This window comes from Sphingopyxis sp. LC363 (assembly GCF_000756385.1).
In the GTDB taxonomy this organism is placed as follows: domain Bacteria; phylum Pseudomonadota; class Alphaproteobacteria; order Sphingomonadales; family Sphingomonadaceae; genus Sphingopyxis.
Map to the genome: position 1 here is coordinate 56,713 of NZ_JNFC01000011.1, position 16,021 is coordinate 72,733.

A 16,021-nucleotide genomic window follows, 5' to 3' on the forward strand; every position below is an offset into this window, starting at 1 on the left:
CCGGGCATGAAGACACTCGTTTCGCTGTCACTGGTCGCCGCCGCGCTCCTCTCGGGCTGCGCCGCCGCCGGGCCGAAAAGCGCAGCCGCCGAGCCCGGTGTGGCGACGCTCGACGTGCGCCGCACGGCGGCCTCAACCAAAGCCCTCGACGAAATCGCCGCCGCCTATCTGCGCCTCAGCCTCGAAATCGGAACGCATGAGCCGGGCTATATCGACGCCTATTACGGCCCGCCCGAACTCCAAAAGGCGGCCGAAGCGGCGCCGCGCGACAAGGCGGCGCTGCTCGCGGCGACGCGCGGGCTGATGGCGCAGATCGACCTTGCCGCGCGGCGTATCTCCGATCCGCTCGACCGCCGCCGCGCCGCCTTCCTCCGCGCGCAACTCCGCGCCACCGAGACGCGATTGCAGATGATGCAGGGCACGCGCTTCGCCTTCGCCGACGAGGCCGAGCGGCTGTTCGGCGTGCGGCCTCGCCTCAAGCCGCTCGCAAGCTACGACGCCGAACTCGCGAAGATCGAAAAGCTCGTCCCCGGCGACGGCGCGCTCGCCGACCGTGTCGAGGCCTATCTCGACGGCTTCACCATTCCCAAGGATCGGCTGCAGAAGACCTTCGACGCCGCGATCGCGCGCTGCCGCGGGCGCAGCATAGCGCATATTCCGATGCCGGCGGACGAGAGCTTTCGCCTCGAATTCGTCACCGGCAAGAGCTGGAGCGGCTATAATTATTATCAGGGCGGCTATCACAGCCTGATCCAGGTCAACACCGACCTGCCGATCCGCCTGTCGCGCGCGCTCGACCTCGGCTGTCACGAAGGTTATCCGGGCCACCATCTCCTCAACATGAAACTCGAAGAGAGGCTGGTGAGGGAAAACGGCTGGAGCGAGTTCAGCGTCTATCCGCTCTACAGCCCGCAAAGCCTGATCGCCGAGGGCAGCGCCAATTACGGCATCGACCTAGCCTTTCCCGAAAGCGGCAAGGCCGACACCGAACGCGATGTGCTGATGCCGATCGCCGGGATCGCGGTGCCGTCCGACGACCGCTATTGGCAGCTATTGAAAGCGATCAAGCGCGCGTCGGGTGCGCGGCTGACGATCGCGCAGCAATATCTCGACGGCGAGATCGACCGCCCGACCGCGGTGGCGTTGACGCAGAAATATATGCTCGTCTCACCGCAACGGGCTGAACAATCGATCAGCTTCACCGATCAATATCGCAGCTATGTAATCAACTACGGCCTCGGCGAGACGATGGTGCGCGCTTGGGTCGAGCGAGGCCGGCCCTCGCGCGACGAAATGTGGCGGCGCATGGCGAAAATCGTCAGCGAACCAACGCTGCCGTCGGACTTGCTAGCGCGCTAAATATCGACGACGATCTTGCCGAAATGGGCGTTCGCCGCCTGATGCCGAAAAGCATCGGCCAGCTTTTCAAGCGGGAAATGGTCGCTGATGACGGGCCTGATTCCGTTTGCTTCTATTCCCGCGATCATATCGAGTTGCTGCTGGCGGCTACCGACGGTCAGTCCCTGCACACGCAGATTCTTCGCCATCAGCAGCGCCGTCTGAACGGGACCCGAGAATCCGGCGAGCACGCCGATCAGGGCGACATGCCCGCCGACACGAGCCGCGACCATCGACTGGTCGAGCGTCCCGGCGCCCCCGATCTCGACGACGGTATCGACCCCCGTCCCGCCGGTCAGCTCGAGCGCTTGTGCGCCCCAGGCGGGCACCTCCTTGTAATTGATGATCTCGTCGGCGCCGAGCGCCTTCAACCGTTCGAGCTTGGCATCGGAGGAACTTGTTACGATCACCCGCGCGCCCGCGGCCTTCGCAAATTGCAGCGCAAACACCGATACGCCGCCGCTGCCCTGCACCAGAACGGTCGAACCCGGCCGCGTCCGGCCATCGACGAACAGCGCGCGCCACGCGGTCAGCCCGGCGCAGGTCAGTGTCGCCGCCTCGGCGGCCGAATAGCCCTCCGGCGCGCGCGTGAACCAGTGCTCCGGCGTCACCACCGCCTCACGCGCGTAGCCGTCGATGCCGTCGCCGGGCACGCCGCGAAACGCCGTTGCGGGCGGCGCGCCGTCGATCCATTCGGGGAAGAAGATCGACACGACGGTGTCGCCCGGCTTGAACTGCGTCACGCCCTCCCCGACTGCCTCGACCGTCCCCGCACCGTCGGACATCGGTATGCGTCCATCGGCGGCCGGGATCATTCCGGTCACGACCGCATAGTCGTGAAAATTGAGCGAGGATGCCGCCAGCCGCACGCGGATTTCGCCCGGCCCCGGATCACCGGGGTCGGGCAGGTCGGCGAGCGTCAGATTGTCGAGCGAAGCGGGTGCGCGCAGCCGGACGCCGCGCATCACTCCGCCGCCATCGCCATTTCGACGCGCTGCGGGCCGCGGATCACGCCGCCGGGGGTCGGTCCCTGCATTTCGCCATCCCGGAAGGTCACGACCCCCGACTTCACCGTCGCGACATAGCCGTCGGCCTTTTGCAGCAGGCGCTTGCCGCCCGCGGGCAGGTCGAAGGCGAGCCACGGCTTGCCGAGCTTCAGCGCCTCCATGTCGATCACGTTCAGATCGGCGAGATAGCCCGGCGCGAGCACGCCGCGATCCTCGAGCCCGTAAAGCATCGCGGTATCGCGGCACTGGCGCTTGATCGCATGTTCGAGCGCGATGCGATGGCCTTTACGGTCGCGCACCCAATGCTGGAGCATGAAGGTCGGCGAGGCGGCGTCGCAGATCGTCCCGCAATGCGCGCCGCCGTCGGAGAGGCTGTTCACCGTGTCGTCGGCCGCCTGCAGATCCTCGAGGAAATTGAGGTTGCCGTCGCGATAGTTCAAAATCGGGAAATAGATGAAGCCCTTGCCATCGTCCTTCATGAGGAGGTCATAGGCATATTCGGCCGGCGAGACGCCCGCCGCCTCAGCGCGCGCCATGATGCTTTCACCCATCTTGGGCTCGTAATTGAAATCGGGGTCCATTTCGAACTGGACGGGCCAGCCGAGCGCGACGACTTTCAGAAAGTCGATGATGTCGCTTTCGGGCCAGATATTGTCCTCTTCGATCATGCGTTTTTTGAAGGCGGGGTCTTTGAGCTTCGCGAGCTGCTCTTCCCACGGCAGGTCGATGATCTCTTCCCACGCGGGCTTGAAGCGGAACGGGTGGACGGTGCCTTGCCACGCCATGATCACGCCGTTGCCGCGCAGCGCGATCTGCGCGACGATGTTCGCGCCGCTCGCATTCTGGCGCCGCATCTCCTCGATCTGCTCCTCGAGCGGCAATTCCTTGGCGATCGACTGGAGCGCGGCGAAAGTCACCGGCAGCCCCGTTTCGCGGCTCAAATCGCCCATCCACTGAAACTCGTTCCATTCGCGCTTGAGGTCGCTCGCCATTTCGAACACGCCGTAACCGACGCGGCCCATCGCGCGGCCGATCGCGATCAGTTCCTCCGCCGTCGCGGTGGTGCCGGGGACGAGTTCGCCGTCGATCGACTTGTGGAGCACGGTGCGGCTGGTCGAGAAGCCGAGCGCGCCCGCGCGCACGCCTTCCTCGACGATGCGCGACATTTCGGCGATGTCGGCGTCGGTCGGGATCGCGCCGGGCTTTTCCCGGTCGCCGAGCACATAGGCGCGCACAGCACCGTGCGGGACGTGGCACGCGACGTCGACGGTGCGCGGCAGCTTTTCGAGCGCGTCCATATATTCGGGAAACGTCTCCCAATCCCACGACATGCCCTCGGCAAGTGCGGTGCCAGGGATGTCCTCGACGCCTTCCATCAGCGAAATCAGCCAGTCGTGGCGATCGGGCTTGGCGGGCGCGAAGCCGACGCCGCAATTGCCCATCACGACGGTGGTGACGCCGTGCCAGCTTGACGGCGCCATTTCGGCGTCCCATGTCGCCTGCCCGTCATAATGGGTGTGGACGTCGACGAAGCCGGGGGTGACGATCTTGCCAGCGGCGTCGATTTCCTTGGCGCCAGCGCCCAGGTTTTCCCCCACTGCGACGATCCGGTCGCCGTCGATCGCGACGTCCGCGACCAGGGGTTTCCCACCCGAACCATCGACAACGGTACCGCCGCGAATCACCAGATCATACATGTCTGCTCTCCCGATTTTTAGTTTCACAGAAAAACCTATCATCAAAATCGTGAGATGCAAATAAGCGGGGCAAAGGCGGCCCGATGCTGTTATATTGACGCGATACACTAAAGGGAGTCGATGCCATGATCCGCCCGCTTGCCCTCGCCCTGCTGCTCACCGTGTCGGCAACCCCGCTCGCCGCCAAGGAAGCGGCCGCCTCCGCCTATCAGGCTGCGCTCGCCGATCCCGCGCGCCCCGCCGCCGACCGCGACCGCGATGCCGCGCGCAAGCCCGCCGAGTTGCTCGCGTTCGCCGAGATCGCGCCCGGCGAAAAGGTGGGCGATTTCGTCATGGGCGGCGGCTATGTTACGCGCCTGCTCGCCGCCGCGGTCGGCCCGGCGGGCAAGGTTTACGGCTTCCAGCCCGCCGAATTCATCGCCTTCAAGAAACAATATGGCGACGATCAGGCGGCGGTCGACGCCGCCTATACCAATGTCGATGCCGCCGCAGGGCCGTTCGCGGCGCCCGCCTTTCCCGAGCCGCTCGACACGATCATCACCGTGCAGAATTTCCACGACCTGTATCTGAAGCCCTTTCCCGAAGGCACCGGCGCCCAGGCGAGCGCGGCCTTGTTCGCGGCGCTCAAACCCGGCGGCACTTTGGTCGTCGTCGACCATAGCGCCGCCGACGGCAGCGGCACGACCTTGTCCGACAGCCTGCACCGGATCGACAAGGATGCGGTCGTCGCCGCGCTGACCGGCGCGGGGTTCAAACTCGACGCCGAAAACGACCTCTATCGCCGCCCCGACGATCCGCGTACCGCCAATGTCTTCGACAAGGAAATCCGCGGCAAGACCGACCAGTTCGCGCTGCGCTTTCGCAAACCGGAATAGGAAAATCATGGCCGACGACGATTATGTCTATGACGAAGCAAGCGGCGAGTGGCTGTCGGTGAGCGATGTTGCCGCGCGCGACGCAGCCGAAGCGGCCGGCCCCGAAGTGCGCGACGCGGTCGGCAACCTGCTCGCCGACGGCGATTCGGTTGTGTTGGTCAAGGACCTCAACGTTAAGGGCGCGGGGCAGACGTTGAAGGTCGGGACCGTCATCAAATCGATCCGCCTGACCGGCGACGCGCAGGAAATCGATTGCCGCCACGCCGGGATCAAGGGGCTGGTGCTGCGCGCCGAGTTCGTGCGGAAACGGTGAAGTCTGTGCGGGCGGGGACGGCGGTCCATGCCGGCCCCCTTTGGTTGGGAAGCCAGATTATAGCAGGGATCGAAAGCACAATCAGCCGACCGCTCCATAGGAGGCATAATCGTCGACATGCGCGTTGGCGCGGCGGAAGCTGGTGAAGCTCATACTCGCCGACAGGTCGAGCGCTTCGACCTGATGCCACCAGCCGACGGGCAGAAAGACGGCTTCGCCCGGCCCGATGATTGTTTCGAGCACGGGCGGGTTCGTCGCGTCGCCTTCGCCCGCAAGCAACGCCTCATTGCCCCAGTCGGAGAAGCAATGGCGCCTGTCGCGCATCCGCGCGAACGCCCAGGGCGGCGCCAGGCGCACGCGCTTGCGGCCCAGCACCTGCACGAGCAGATTGTTGGTGAGGTCGTGATGCCACGGGGTGAGCGTGCCTTTCGGCCCCAGCCAGAAAAAGCCGTCGCGCGGCCGGGTGTCGTCAAGGATCGCGATCGGCGCCATATCGTCCCATAGCGGGGCCAGCGCCGCGGCGTTGGCGCCGCTGTTATAGGCGGTGAGGTATATATCGTTGCTCGCCTCGTCCTTGCGGAGCCAGCCGATCAGTTCGCCGAAGCGGATCAGGCGGCGATGATCGTCTTTCGCGAGTTCATAGTCGGGATCACGCTCGCGCTCGACCTGCGCCTCGACGACCGCGTCGCCCGCGACGGCCGCAAAATGGTCGAGCGACCAGCGGGTGAGCGCGGGCCAATGATCGATGATGCCGCTGAGCTTTGCGGGCCGGTTCGCCTCATAATGGTGGCGATAGAAGGAAGCGGGCTCGGGGTCGGCCAGCACGTCGAGCGCGAAACCGCCCTCGGCCTCGAACGCAAGCCGCTGCTGGTTGGCGAACAGCCAATCCTGCTTCGCCATCCGCGCCGCCTGCCGCCGGAGCATCGCCGCCATCGGATCCTTGGCGAGCCGATCGACCTCATATTTCGCCGCTGCCGCCGAGATGCCCGCATCGACGAGGCGCGCATGGAGCGCGGCATCATCGTCCCCGGCGGCGAGACCTTCGGCGAGCAGCGCGCGTTTGTCGGACTGGGCCATCTCGAAACTCCTCGGCCCCGCTCAACGGCAAGACGATGACAATGGGATGACAATTAGTCGTCCGCGGGGCCCTTGTAGTCCGGTCCATAGACCGCGGCGCGGAAATCGCGGTGCAGCGTGCCGTCATAGGGGATCGTCTGGACGAAGAAGACCGCGGTCAGCTTGTTGGCCGGATCGACCCAGAACAGCGTCGAGGCCATGCCGTCCCAGAAAAACTCGCCGACCGCGCCGCGATTTTCCCCGGCGGTTTGCGGCGGCGACTTGCGCACCGCGAAGTCGAAACCGAAGCCGACCGCGCCCTTGCCGGGAAGCCATGCCCGCTCGGTGATCGCTGGGTCGAGCTGGTCGGTCGCCATCAGCTTGACCGTCGAAGGTTTGAGGATTCGCGCGCCGTCGAGGGTGCCACCATTCAGCAGCATGCGCGCGAAACGCGAATAATCGTCGAGCGTCGAAGCGAGGCCGAAGCCGCCGGGAGTCAGCGCATGATCCTTGAAGTTCAGCGTCTGCGCCTCGGCCGCCGGCTGCTGCACCAGTTTGCCGTCCTTCTTCACATTCATCGCCGCGAAGCGCGGCAGCCACGCGTCGGGCTGGCGCCACGCGGTCTCGGTCATCCCCAGCGGTTCGAAGATATGCGTGCGCACATATTCGGCGAAAGGCTGGCCCGAGAGCTTCTCGACAAGCGCCGCCTGCACATCGACCGCGATGCTATATTCCCACTGCGTCCCGGGTTGATAGAGCATCGGCACGTTCGCAAGCCGCTTGCTCGCCTCAGCGAGCGAGATCGTCAGCGCGAGCGGTTCGGCGGCGACATAGGCGTGGTGCGCGGGCGTCGGCCCGGCGCCATAGGCGAAACCCGCCGTGTGGCGCAGGATATCGCGCACGCTGATCGGCCGCTCGGCAGGCACGTAGCGCGGCTGGCCTGCGGCATCCTTCCCCGCATAGACACGCATCGCGGCATATTCGGGCAGATAGTTCACCAGCGGGTCGTCGAGGCGGAACTTGCCCGCCTCCCAGAGCTGCATCAGCGCGACGCCCGTCACCGGCTTGGTCATCGAATAGATTTGCGCGATCGTGTCGCGGCGCATCGGGCGCTTCGCCGCGCGGTCGGCCATGCCGGCGGTTCCGAAATAGACCTCGCGCCCGTCCTGCCAGATCAGCGCCGAAGTGCCCGCGGCGCGGCCGTCGGCGACCATCGCTGCGAGCGCGGCATCGATCCGCGCCTTGTCGATTTTGACGCTTTCGGTCGCAGACACCGCCGCTTGCGCCGGTTTGGCGGTCGCACCAAAACCGGCGCACGCCATCATCATCGCCAATGCCAGTCGCTTGCCGTGCATATCGCCTCTCCCCTGTCCCGCCATTCCCCTGCGGTTCGGCGCCTATCCACGGGATCGGTTGCGACAGGTCAACCCGAATAGGTCTGCGGCAGGCTATTCGGCCGCCGCCTCTTCCGCAGCGGGTGCTTCCGCTACCGTCAGCGCGCCGTTCTGGATCAGCCATTGCGGGTGGTTCGCCTGCACCGACGCCATGATGCGGTCGATCGCCGCGGCGACCTGCTCGCCCTCCGCCTCGCGGTCGCGCTGCACGACGACGCGGCGCGCCTGCGCATCGACCAGCACCCGCTCGCGCGGCACCAGTTCGCCGACGGTGAGCCCGGCAATGATGTTGCGGCTGTCGCCCTCGCGCTGTTCGAGCGTCGTGACGCGGCGATTGAGCTGTTCTTCGACCTGCGCAGCGGCATTGGTTTGCTGCCGGAGTTGGACGATATTGACCCGCACCGAACGCTTGAGCTTCCGTTGCACCTGCCGCGCCAGGGCGGGATTGAGCTGCGCGGCATATTGGTCGACCAGCACGACGCCGTCGACCGATACATCGTCGCCCTCCATCCGCACGTTGAGGCTGTCGACTCGGTCGCTGGGGTCGAGCAACCGGTCGAGTTCGGTTTGCACCGCGTTGCGCGCGCCGATCTCGCGGACGATGGCATTGAGCGAAAGCGCAAGCGGGATCGAGAGGATACCTAGCGTCACGACGATCCCCGCGACCTGCATCATCGTATGCTGCGCGGTCAGCGACGGCCCGAAGCGATTGACGCGCGCGACGATCGTCGCGGCGAAAGCGATAGCGAGTGTGTTGGTAAGGAAGAGCAGCGCCGAACCGAGCGCGAAATCGAAACGCCCGGTCGCAAGGCCGAAGCCGATCGTCGAGAGCGGCGGGACGAGCGCGGTCGCGATCGCGACGCCGACCATCACCCCCGACAGCTTGCGCATGATCGCATAGACGCCGGCGATGCCGCCGACCACCGCGACGCCGAGGTCGAGCAATGTCGGCTGCGTCCGTGCGCGGAGTTCGGGCGTGACGTCGTTGATCGGCGACAGCCAGATGATCAGCATCGCGACGATAACTGCAACCGCCATCCCCGCCGCCATGGTGATCAGCGAGCGTTTGATCAGATTGCTTTCGAGCGTCGCGAGCCCGAAGCCGACGCCCATGATCGGACCGAGCAGCGGCGACACGAGCATCGCGCCGATAACGACCGCCGCCGATCCCTGCAGCAGGCCGAGCGTGGCGATCGCCGCCGACAGCGTGATCAGCAGCAGGAATTTCTGGTTGAGCCGCGCGTCGCGCGCGACGCTCGCGAGAACGAGCGCACGCCCGTGGACATCGTCGTCGCCGATGCCATTGTCGTCGTCGTCGGCCTCGCGCCCGGCGCCGGGGCGCGCGGACCGGCGACCACCGGCGTTGAACGGCGCGTCGCCCAGTCCGGGCACCCCGGGATGATTGCCGGCCATATGGACGGACGGTTAGATCTTGCCCGTCAGTTCGGGCACGGCGCTGAACAGGTCAGCGACGAGGCCGAAGTCGGCGACCTGAAAGATCGGCGCGTCCTCATCCTTGTTGATCGCGACGATCGTCTTCGAATCCTTCATGCCGGCAAGGTGCTGGATCGCGCCCGAGATGCCGATCGCGAAATAGACTTCGGGCGCGACGATCTTGCCGGTCTGGCCGACCTGATAGTCGTTGGGGACATAGCCCGCATCGACCGCGGCGCGCGAAGCACCAAGCGCGGCGCCGAGCTTGTCGGCGAGCGGAACGATGACTTCCTCATACTTCTCGCTCGAACCCAGCGCACGGCCGCCCGACACGATGATCTTCGCCGAGGTCAGCTCGGGACGATCCTGCTTGGCGATTTCAGCGCCGACGAAGCTCGAAATGCCTGCGTCGCCGCCCGCCGAGACGGCTTCGACCGCACCCGAACCACCCGAGGTGGCGGCCTTTTCAAAGGCGGTGCCGCGGACGGTGAGGACCAGCTTCGCGTCCGACGATTCGACGGTCGCGATCGCGTTGCCGGCATAGATCGGACGGGTGAAGGTCTTCGGACCCTCGACCGACAGGATTTCCGAAATCTGCATCACGTCGAGCAGCGCGGCGACGCGCGGCGCGATATTCTTGCCGGTGGTGGTGGCGGGCGCGACGAAGGCGTCGTGCGAGGCCATCAGCTCGGCGACGAGCGGCGCGACATTTTCGGGCAGGTTATGACCGAAAGCGGCGTTGTCGGCGACGTGGACCTTGCCGACGCCGACAATCTGCGCAGCGACTTTCGCGACGCCATCGACACCTTCACCGGCGACGAGCAAATGGACTTCGCCGAGTTTCGACGCAGCGGTCACCGCGGCGAGCGTGGCATCCTTGACGGCGTTGCCGTCATGTTCGACCCAAACGAGCGTTTTCATGAATGCACTCCCATCGCCTTCAGCTTGGCAACCAGTTCATCGACATCGGCGACCTTGACCCCGGCCGAGCGGACGGGCGGTTCGGACACCTTCACCGTCTTGACGCGGGGCGCCGTGTCGACGCCGTAATCGGCGGGCGACTTGGTATCGAGCGGCTTCGACTTCGCCTTCATGATGTTCGGCAGCGACGCATAGCGCGGCTCGTTCAGGCGAAGGTCGGTGGTGACGATCGCGGGAAGCTTGAGCTTCACCGTTTCGAGGCCGCCGTCGACTTCGCGCGTCACATTGACGCTGTCGCCCTCGACGTTCACCGCGCTGGCGAAGGTGCCCTGCGCCCAGCCGGTCAGCGCGGCAAGCATCTGGCCGGTCTGGTTGTTGTCGTCGTCGATCGCCTGCTTGCCGAGGATGACAAGGCCGGGCTGTTCGGCATCGGCAATGGCTTTGAAGATTTTCGCGAGCGCCAGCGGCTCGACCGCATCGTCGGTCTGGACGAGGATCGCGCGGTCGGCGCCCATCGCGAGCGCGGTGCGCAGCGTTTCCTGCGCCTTTGCCGGGCCGACGGAAACCGCGACAACCTCGGTCGCGACGCCCTTTTCCTTCAGGCGAATCGCTTCTTCGACCGAGATTTCGTCGAACGGGTTCATCGACATCTTCACATTGGCGAGGTCGACGCCGGTACCGTCGGCCTTCACCCGCGGCTTCACGTTGTAATCGAGCACCCGTTTGACGGGGACGAGGATTTTCATGGGCTCAAAGCTCCTCTCAGCAAATTGTGCACTGCGCCATAATTGGCGTTTACGTAAACGTCAACCAGCAGTCCCTCGTTCCTCTCCCTTTAAGGGAGAGGATAGGAAGACTTGGTCCGCAGGACCTAGTCGGACTTGGTGAGGGTCCGGACGTTGCCGCCCTCACCGCTGCGACTAGGCGGCAAGCCGCCAAGTCTCGCTGCCTCTCACCCAAGGGGAGAGGCAATTCTCTATCACGCCGCCTTGGCAACCTCGGCGACGATCTTCTTTGCCGCGTCGCCCAGATCGTTCGCCGCGACGATCGGCAGGCCCGAGTTTGCAAGGATGTCCTTGCCCTGCTGGACGTTGGTGCCTTCGAGGCGGACGACGAGCGGGACCGAGAGATTCACTTCCTTCGCCGCGGCGACGATGCCGTCGGCGATGATGTCGCACTTCATGATGCCGCCGAAGATGTTGACGAGGATGCCCTCGACCGCCGGATCCTTCAGGATGATCTTGAACGCCGCGGTGACCTTTTCCTTGCTCGCGCCGCCGCCGACATCGAGGAAGTTCGCCGGGAAGGCGCCATTGAGCTTGATGATGTCCATCGTCGCCATCGCGAGCCCGGCACCATTGACCATGCAACCGATGTTGCCGTCGAGCTTGATATAGGCGAGGTCATATTCCGACGCCTCGACCTCGGCCGGGTCTTCCTCGGTCAGGTCGCGCAGTTCGGCGATGTCCTTGTGGCGGAACATCGCATTGCCGTCGAAGCCCAATTTGGCGTCGAGCACGAGCAACTCGTCGCCGTTCGCGCCTTCGCAGACGGCAAGCGGGTTGATCTCGATCTGCTCGGCATCGGTCGCGAGGAACGCGTTGTAGAGGCCGGTCAGCACCTTCGCCGCCTGCTTGGCAAGATCGCCTTCGAGTTCGAGCGCGGCGGCGACGCTGCGGCCGTGGTGCGGCATCAGCCCGGTCGCGGGATCGATGACGATCGTGTGGATTTTCTCGGGCGTGTTGTGCGCGACGGTTTCGATGTCCATCCCGCCTTCGGTCGAGGCGACGACCGCGATGCGGCTCGACGCGCGGTCGACGAGCAGCGCGAGATAATATTCCTTTTTGATGTCGGCGCCGTCGGTGATGTAGAGGCGGTTGACCTGCTTGCCCGCTTCGCCGGTCTGGATCGTCACCAGCGTGTTGCCGAGCATATCCTTCGCATGCGCCTCGACTTCCTCGAGGCTCTTCGCAAGACGGACGCCGCCCTTCGCATCGGGACCGAGTTCCTTGAACTTGCCCTTGCCGCGGCCGCCGGCGTGGATCTGCGACTTCACGACATAGAGCGGCCCGGGGAGCTGCTTCGCGGCTGCAACGGCCTCTTCGACGCTCATCGCGGCGATGCCCTTGGGCACGGCGACGCCAAATTTCGCGAGCAGTTCTTTCGCCTGATATTCGTGGATGTTCATGAGGTCTACCGGGCCTTTCGACTCTGTAAGGGAGAGGATCGGCGCCGCCTAAGCACAAGTTAGCCCGCAACGCCACCCCCGGAAACCGCAGATATTCTTGTGTGCGGCTAAGGCTTGCGGCCAGCCGGTCCGTCTTCCGGATGACGTTCCGCGCCCGGGCTGATAGTCGGGTGGACTCGAGGATCGGGATGAGGGAGCCGAAGATGCGGATAAAGCTTCTTGTTTTTGCATTGTTGACGCTCGCCGGCGCCAGCCCGGCGAAGGCGCAGGTGAACCAGTCGCTCGACATCGCGATTCCCGAAGCCCCGCATATCGTCCGCGTCGGCGCGGCGGATCAGCTCGTTTACGAGCTGCACCTCACCAATTTTTCCGGCCTGCCGCTTCGGCTGGACCGGCTTTCGATCGCCGACGACACGGGCGCCCCGCTCAAAAGCTATGCCGACGACGAACTCGCCAAGGCGACCGGGCTCGTCGGGCCAGCCGAGGCCGATACGCGAATCATTCCGCCGGGCCGCCGCGCGGTGCTTTATATCAACGCGCCGGTCGCAGCCGCCTCCGCGCCCCGGTCGATCTCGCACGGCTTCACGCTCGGCAAGATCGGCGGCGACGGGGCCAGCTTTACGCTTTCAGGCGGCGCGGCGACGCCGGACACGACCGCCCTCCCCCGCCTGTCGCCGCCGCTGCGCGGCGGGCCGTGGGTCGCGGTCTACGACCCCGGCATGGAGCGCGGCCACCGCCGCGTCTTCTATGCCACCGAAGGATCGGCGACCCTGCCCGGCCGCTTTGCGATCGACTGGATGAAGGTCGATGCGAACGGAAAGCGGTCATCGGGCGATGCCGACAATCCGGCGAACCACTATGGCTATGGCGCCGAAGTGCTCGCGGTCGCCGATGGAACCGTTGTCGCGCTGCGCGACGATGTGCCCGACCCCGCGACGCGGTCGGGCCGAACGAATCCTTCGATCGCCGACGCCAGCGGCAACTATGTCATGCTCGACATCGGCGGCGGGCGCATCGCCACCTACGAACATCTGAAACAGGGAGCGCCGGTCGCCGTCGGGGATCGCGTCAAGGCGGGCGAGGTCGTCGGCTTCCTCGGCTTTACCGGCCAGGCGAGCGCGCCGCACCTGCATTTCCACCTCGCCGACCGCGCGTCGATCCTCGGCGCCGAGGGTCAGCCTTATGTCCTGTCCTCGCTCGTCAGCCTGGGGCAATATCCCTCGATCGAGGCCTTCGGGCGCGGCGAAAAATGGCCCGCGGCGAATGCCGCCGAAACCGTGACCGACAGCTTGCCCCCGCCGAACCTCGTCGTGCGCTTCCCCGGCGAATGACCGTCAGCGCAGCGCGCAGACCGCCGCCGAACTCGTCGAGACGGTCAATATTTCGGGATCCTTGAGCGCGCGCACCTTGCGAAAGAACTGGTCGAGCGTCAGGTCGCTGACATGCTTGTCCTTGAGGCTGCCGAGCGACGCAAGGCGCCGGAGTTGGAGCAGCGACAGCCGGTCGACCATGCGCTCTGCCATGCACGCCGACATCGCCTTCGACAGGCCGGCGTTCTGAAGGCCCGTGCGCAGCCGCGTTTCGGGGGTCGCGCAGCCGGCGAGCAGCAGCGCGAGCGCGAGCACCGGCAAAAGAACGCGCTTCATGGCACCCCTACCTTCCGTGATAGTCGGCGACGGCCCCCGACACCGCCTGCATCAGCGCCATGCGCGCGGGCACCGACGCGCTGGTGTCGCCAAGCAGCACGACGATGGCGTAGCGGGTGCCGTCGGGCGCGGTCGCGATACCGATGTCGTTATAACCGGCGGTCGAGCCCTTGTAATCCTGTCCGGTCCCGGTCTTGTGCAGGAATTTCCAGCCCGCGGGCAGACCGGCCTTCAATCGGCGCGGGCCGCTTCGAGTCCGGCTCATCACGCCCAGCAGATATTCGGTCGAATCGGGCGACAGCAACGTCCCGCGCGCCAGCCGGGTCAGCGCGCTCGCGATCGCTTCGGGGCTCGCGCCGTCGGGCGGATTGGCGAGATAGGCGTCGCGCGCCGCGAGGCGCGTCGCATCGGGCAGCGCGGCGCGCGCCTGATAGAAGGCGCGCCCGACCGAATAGGCCTGCTGCCATTTGAGTCCCGCGGTTCCCGCCTGCAACAGACGTTCGCCGGGGCCGAAGCGGATTGCGCCCAGATCCTTCTTGTCGATGAAGGCGCGCACCGCGTCGGGGCCGCCGACGGTGCGCAGCAGGCTGTCGTTCGCGGTATTGTCGCTGTGGGTGATCGCGGTTTCGATAAGGTCGCGGACGCTCATCGTCACCGAACCTTCGGAGCGCACCCGCGCGGCGAGCGGCTGGTGGAACAGGGTCAGGTCCTCGGGACCGATGCGCACCCGCTGATCAAGCGTCAGGCGCCCCTGATCGACCGCGTCGAGCACCGTCAGCGCAACCCACAGCTTCGACACGCTCTGCTGCGGAAACAGCTCGTCGCCGCGCTGCGAAAGCGACCATTCGCCGTCGATGCGCTGCACCGCGATGCCGGTCTTGCCGGGAAAGGCGCGCCACAACTCGAAAATGCGATCGTCGAGCCCGGCGGGCGCGCGGCGGAAACCGGGGTCGATCGGCCCCGCGGGCCGCGGCATCGCCGAGCGAACGGGCTCGCCGATCGGTACCGTGACCGAACCGGCCGGGCCGCGCACCGGCGCCGGTTGCTGTTGTTGCTGCGCGCGTGGCTGCGGCACGATTGCGACGCTGCTAACACAACCTGCCAGAACCGCGGCACCCATCGTCACAGCGAGGAGCGGCCTGCCGGATAATCTAAGCTTCATTCAAACCCCGCACTTGCGACTTTTATATCTTGTCCCGACCCCTCGCGGACATGTCCCCACGTCACGCAGGCGCGCGGGACGGGCCAGCGTTTTGCGGTGAACGATTCTTTCGCCGCGACCAATCGCGGGAACCGGCGGGATTTTTACCCAGCGTCAGGGTGCCGGCGTCGCGCGAACCTTGTCCGGATAAAGCCGCTTCAGCGCCGCAAGCTTGGGCGCGTCCCAGCGCATTATGTAGCCGTTGCGCGGGTTGCGGCGCATGAAATCCTGATGGCTCGCCTCGGCACGATAGAAGCGCTTGTAGGCCTCGACCGGCACCACGATCGGTTTCGCGAAATATTTGCCGCCGCCGATCTGCGCCAGATAGGCGGTGGCGACCCGCCGCTGGTTCGCGTCCATGGGCACGATCGCGGCGCGATATTGCGAGCCGACGTCGGGGCCCTGCCGGTTTTTCAAGGTCGGGTCGGCGACCACCGAAAAGAGGATGCGGAGCAGCGTGCCATAGCTGACCTGGCTCGGGTCATAGACGATGCGCACCGCCTCGGCATGGCCCGACTTGCCGTCATGCGTCCGCTCATATTTGGCGGTGGCGGCGCTGCCGCCATGATATCCCGATTCGACCGAGATCACGCCCTTCACGTTCGAAAAGACGCCTTCGACGCCCCAGAAACAGCCGCCCGCGAGCACCGCGGTCGCGCGCTTGGCCTTGACGGCGGGATCGACGGTTGCGGCGGGGGGGCTGGGAAGGCCCTCGGGCCTCCGCCGCGGCCCCGTCCGGCCGGACCCACCCCCCCCCCCACCCCCTCCCGGGGCGGCGGGCGGACGCCCGCCCCCCGCGCGCCGGCCCGGCCCGGGCGCGCGCGCGGCCTGACGGCGCCCGCCGCAGCGGCGACGCGGGCGCCGGGGGGAGGGGCAGAACCAGAGCGGCGG

Annotated in this window: 15 protein-coding genes; 4 read left to right on the forward strand and 11 right to left on the reverse strand. The window is 66.1% G+C overall.

Features of this window, described 5'->3' with window-relative positions; translation table 11 throughout:
- Positions 1-6 precede the first annotated feature (6 nt).
- Entirely contained in the window at positions 7-1,359 is a 1,353-nt protein-coding gene (locus FG95_RS05405) for a hypothetical protein (RefSeq protein ID WP_037554491.1), read from the forward strand.
- Here the strand turns inward: FG95_RS05405 and FG95_RS05410 are convergent.
- Together FG95_RS05410 and FG95_RS05415 are read right to left on the reverse strand one after the other, a co-directional pair.
- Complete coding sequence (locus tag FG95_RS05410; RefSeq protein ID WP_037554493.1) at positions 1,356-2,363, reverse strand: zinc-dependent alcohol dehydrogenase family protein; 1,008 nt, start codon at positions 2,361-2,363, stop codon at positions 1,356-1,358. The genes FG95_RS05405 and FG95_RS05410 overlap by 4 nt on opposite strands.
- Positions 2,363-4,102, reverse strand: coding sequence for an N-acyl-D-amino-acid deacylase family protein (locus FG95_RS05415; protein WP_037554495.1), 1,740 nt, complete (start codon positions 4,100-4,102; stop codon positions 2,363-2,365). Before FG95_RS05415 ends, FG95_RS05410 begins: the two co-directional genes overlap by 1 nt.
- 125 nt (positions 4,103-4,227) lie before the next feature.
- Here FG95_RS05415 and FG95_RS05420 point away from each other — a divergent pair, with 125 nt between their 5' ends.
- Both FG95_RS05420 and FG95_RS05425 read left to right on the forward strand, forming a co-directional pair.
- Entirely contained in the window at positions 4,228-4,977 is a 750-nt protein-coding gene (locus FG95_RS05420) for a class I SAM-dependent methyltransferase (RefSeq protein WP_037554497.1), read from the forward strand.
- A gap of 7 nt (positions 4,978-4,984) precedes the next feature.
- Complete coding sequence (locus FG95_RS05425) at positions 4,985-5,290, forward strand: alkylphosphonate utilization protein (protein ID WP_037554498.1); 306 nt, start codon at positions 4,985-4,987, stop codon at positions 5,288-5,290.
- A gap of 81 nt (positions 5,291-5,371) precedes the next feature.
- Here FG95_RS05425 and FG95_RS05430 read toward each other — a convergent pair whose 3' ends face one another.
- The 6 genes from FG95_RS05430 to sucC all read right to left on the reverse strand — a co-directional run bounded on the left by FG95_RS05430 (position 5,372) and on the right by sucC (position 12,283).
- Entirely contained in the window at positions 5,372-6,367 is a 996-nt protein-coding gene (locus FG95_RS05430) for a cupin-like domain-containing protein (protein ID WP_052182124.1), read from the reverse strand.
- Between the two features lie 53 nt (positions 6,368-6,420).
- Positions 6,421-7,701 (reverse strand): serine hydrolase domain-containing protein, encoded by a 1,281-nt coding sequence (locus tag FG95_RS05435; RefSeq protein WP_037554500.1) that lies wholly within the window; start codon positions 7,699-7,701, stop codon positions 6,421-6,423.
- A 93-nt stretch (positions 7,702-7,794) separates the two neighbouring features.
- Positions 7,795-9,153, reverse strand: coding sequence for a DUF389 domain-containing protein (locus FG95_RS05440; RefSeq protein ID WP_037554501.1), 1,359 nt, complete (start codon positions 9,151-9,153; stop codon positions 7,795-7,797).
- A 12-nt stretch (positions 9,154-9,165) separates the two neighbouring features.
- Entirely contained in the window at positions 9,166-10,095 is a 930-nt protein-coding gene (locus FG95_RS05445; RefSeq protein WP_037554502.1) for an electron transfer flavoprotein subunit alpha/FixB family protein, read from the reverse strand.
- Complete coding sequence (locus FG95_RS05450) at positions 10,092-10,841, reverse strand: electron transfer flavoprotein subunit beta/FixA family protein (protein WP_037554504.1); 750 nt, start codon at positions 10,839-10,841, stop codon at positions 10,092-10,094. The genes FG95_RS05445 and FG95_RS05450 overlap by 4 nt, the downstream gene beginning before the upstream one ends.
- A 233-nt stretch (positions 10,842-11,074) precedes the next feature.
- On the reverse strand, positions 11,075-12,283 hold the full coding sequence (gene sucC / locus FG95_RS05455) for an ADP-forming succinate--CoA ligase subunit beta (RefSeq protein WP_037554506.1): 1,209 nt from the start codon (positions 12,281-12,283) through the stop codon (positions 11,075-11,077).
- A 203-nt stretch (positions 12,284-12,486) separates the two neighbouring features.
- Between sucC and FG95_RS05460 the strand changes: the two genes are divergently transcribed.
- The gene (locus FG95_RS05460; protein WP_152567582.1) at positions 12,487-13,614 is read left to right on the forward strand and encodes a M23 family metallopeptidase; all 1,128 of its coding nucleotides are present in this window, start codon (positions 12,487-12,489) and stop codon (positions 13,612-13,614) included.
- Between the two features lie 3 nt (positions 13,615-13,617).
- On the opposite strand, the gene FG95_RS05465 is transcribed toward FG95_RS05460, so the two are convergent.
- The 3 genes from FG95_RS05465 to msrA all read right to left on the reverse strand — a co-directional run.
- Positions 13,618-13,929: a hypothetical protein gene (locus FG95_RS05465; protein ID WP_037554509.1), complete on the reverse strand. Its 312-nt coding sequence runs from the start codon at positions 13,927-13,929 to the stop codon at positions 13,618-13,620.
- Between the two features lie 7 nt (positions 13,930-13,936).
- Entirely contained in the window at positions 13,937-15,091 is a 1,155-nt protein-coding gene (bla, locus tag FG95_RS05470) for a class A beta-lactamase (RefSeq protein ID WP_037554511.1), read from the reverse strand.
- Positions 15,092-15,244: 153 nt separating this feature from the next.
- Positions 15,245-16,021 (reverse strand): peptide-methionine (S)-S-oxide reductase MsrA (gene msrA, locus FG95_RS05475; protein WP_235211469.1); only part of this gene is annotated, 777 nt, incomplete at its 5' end.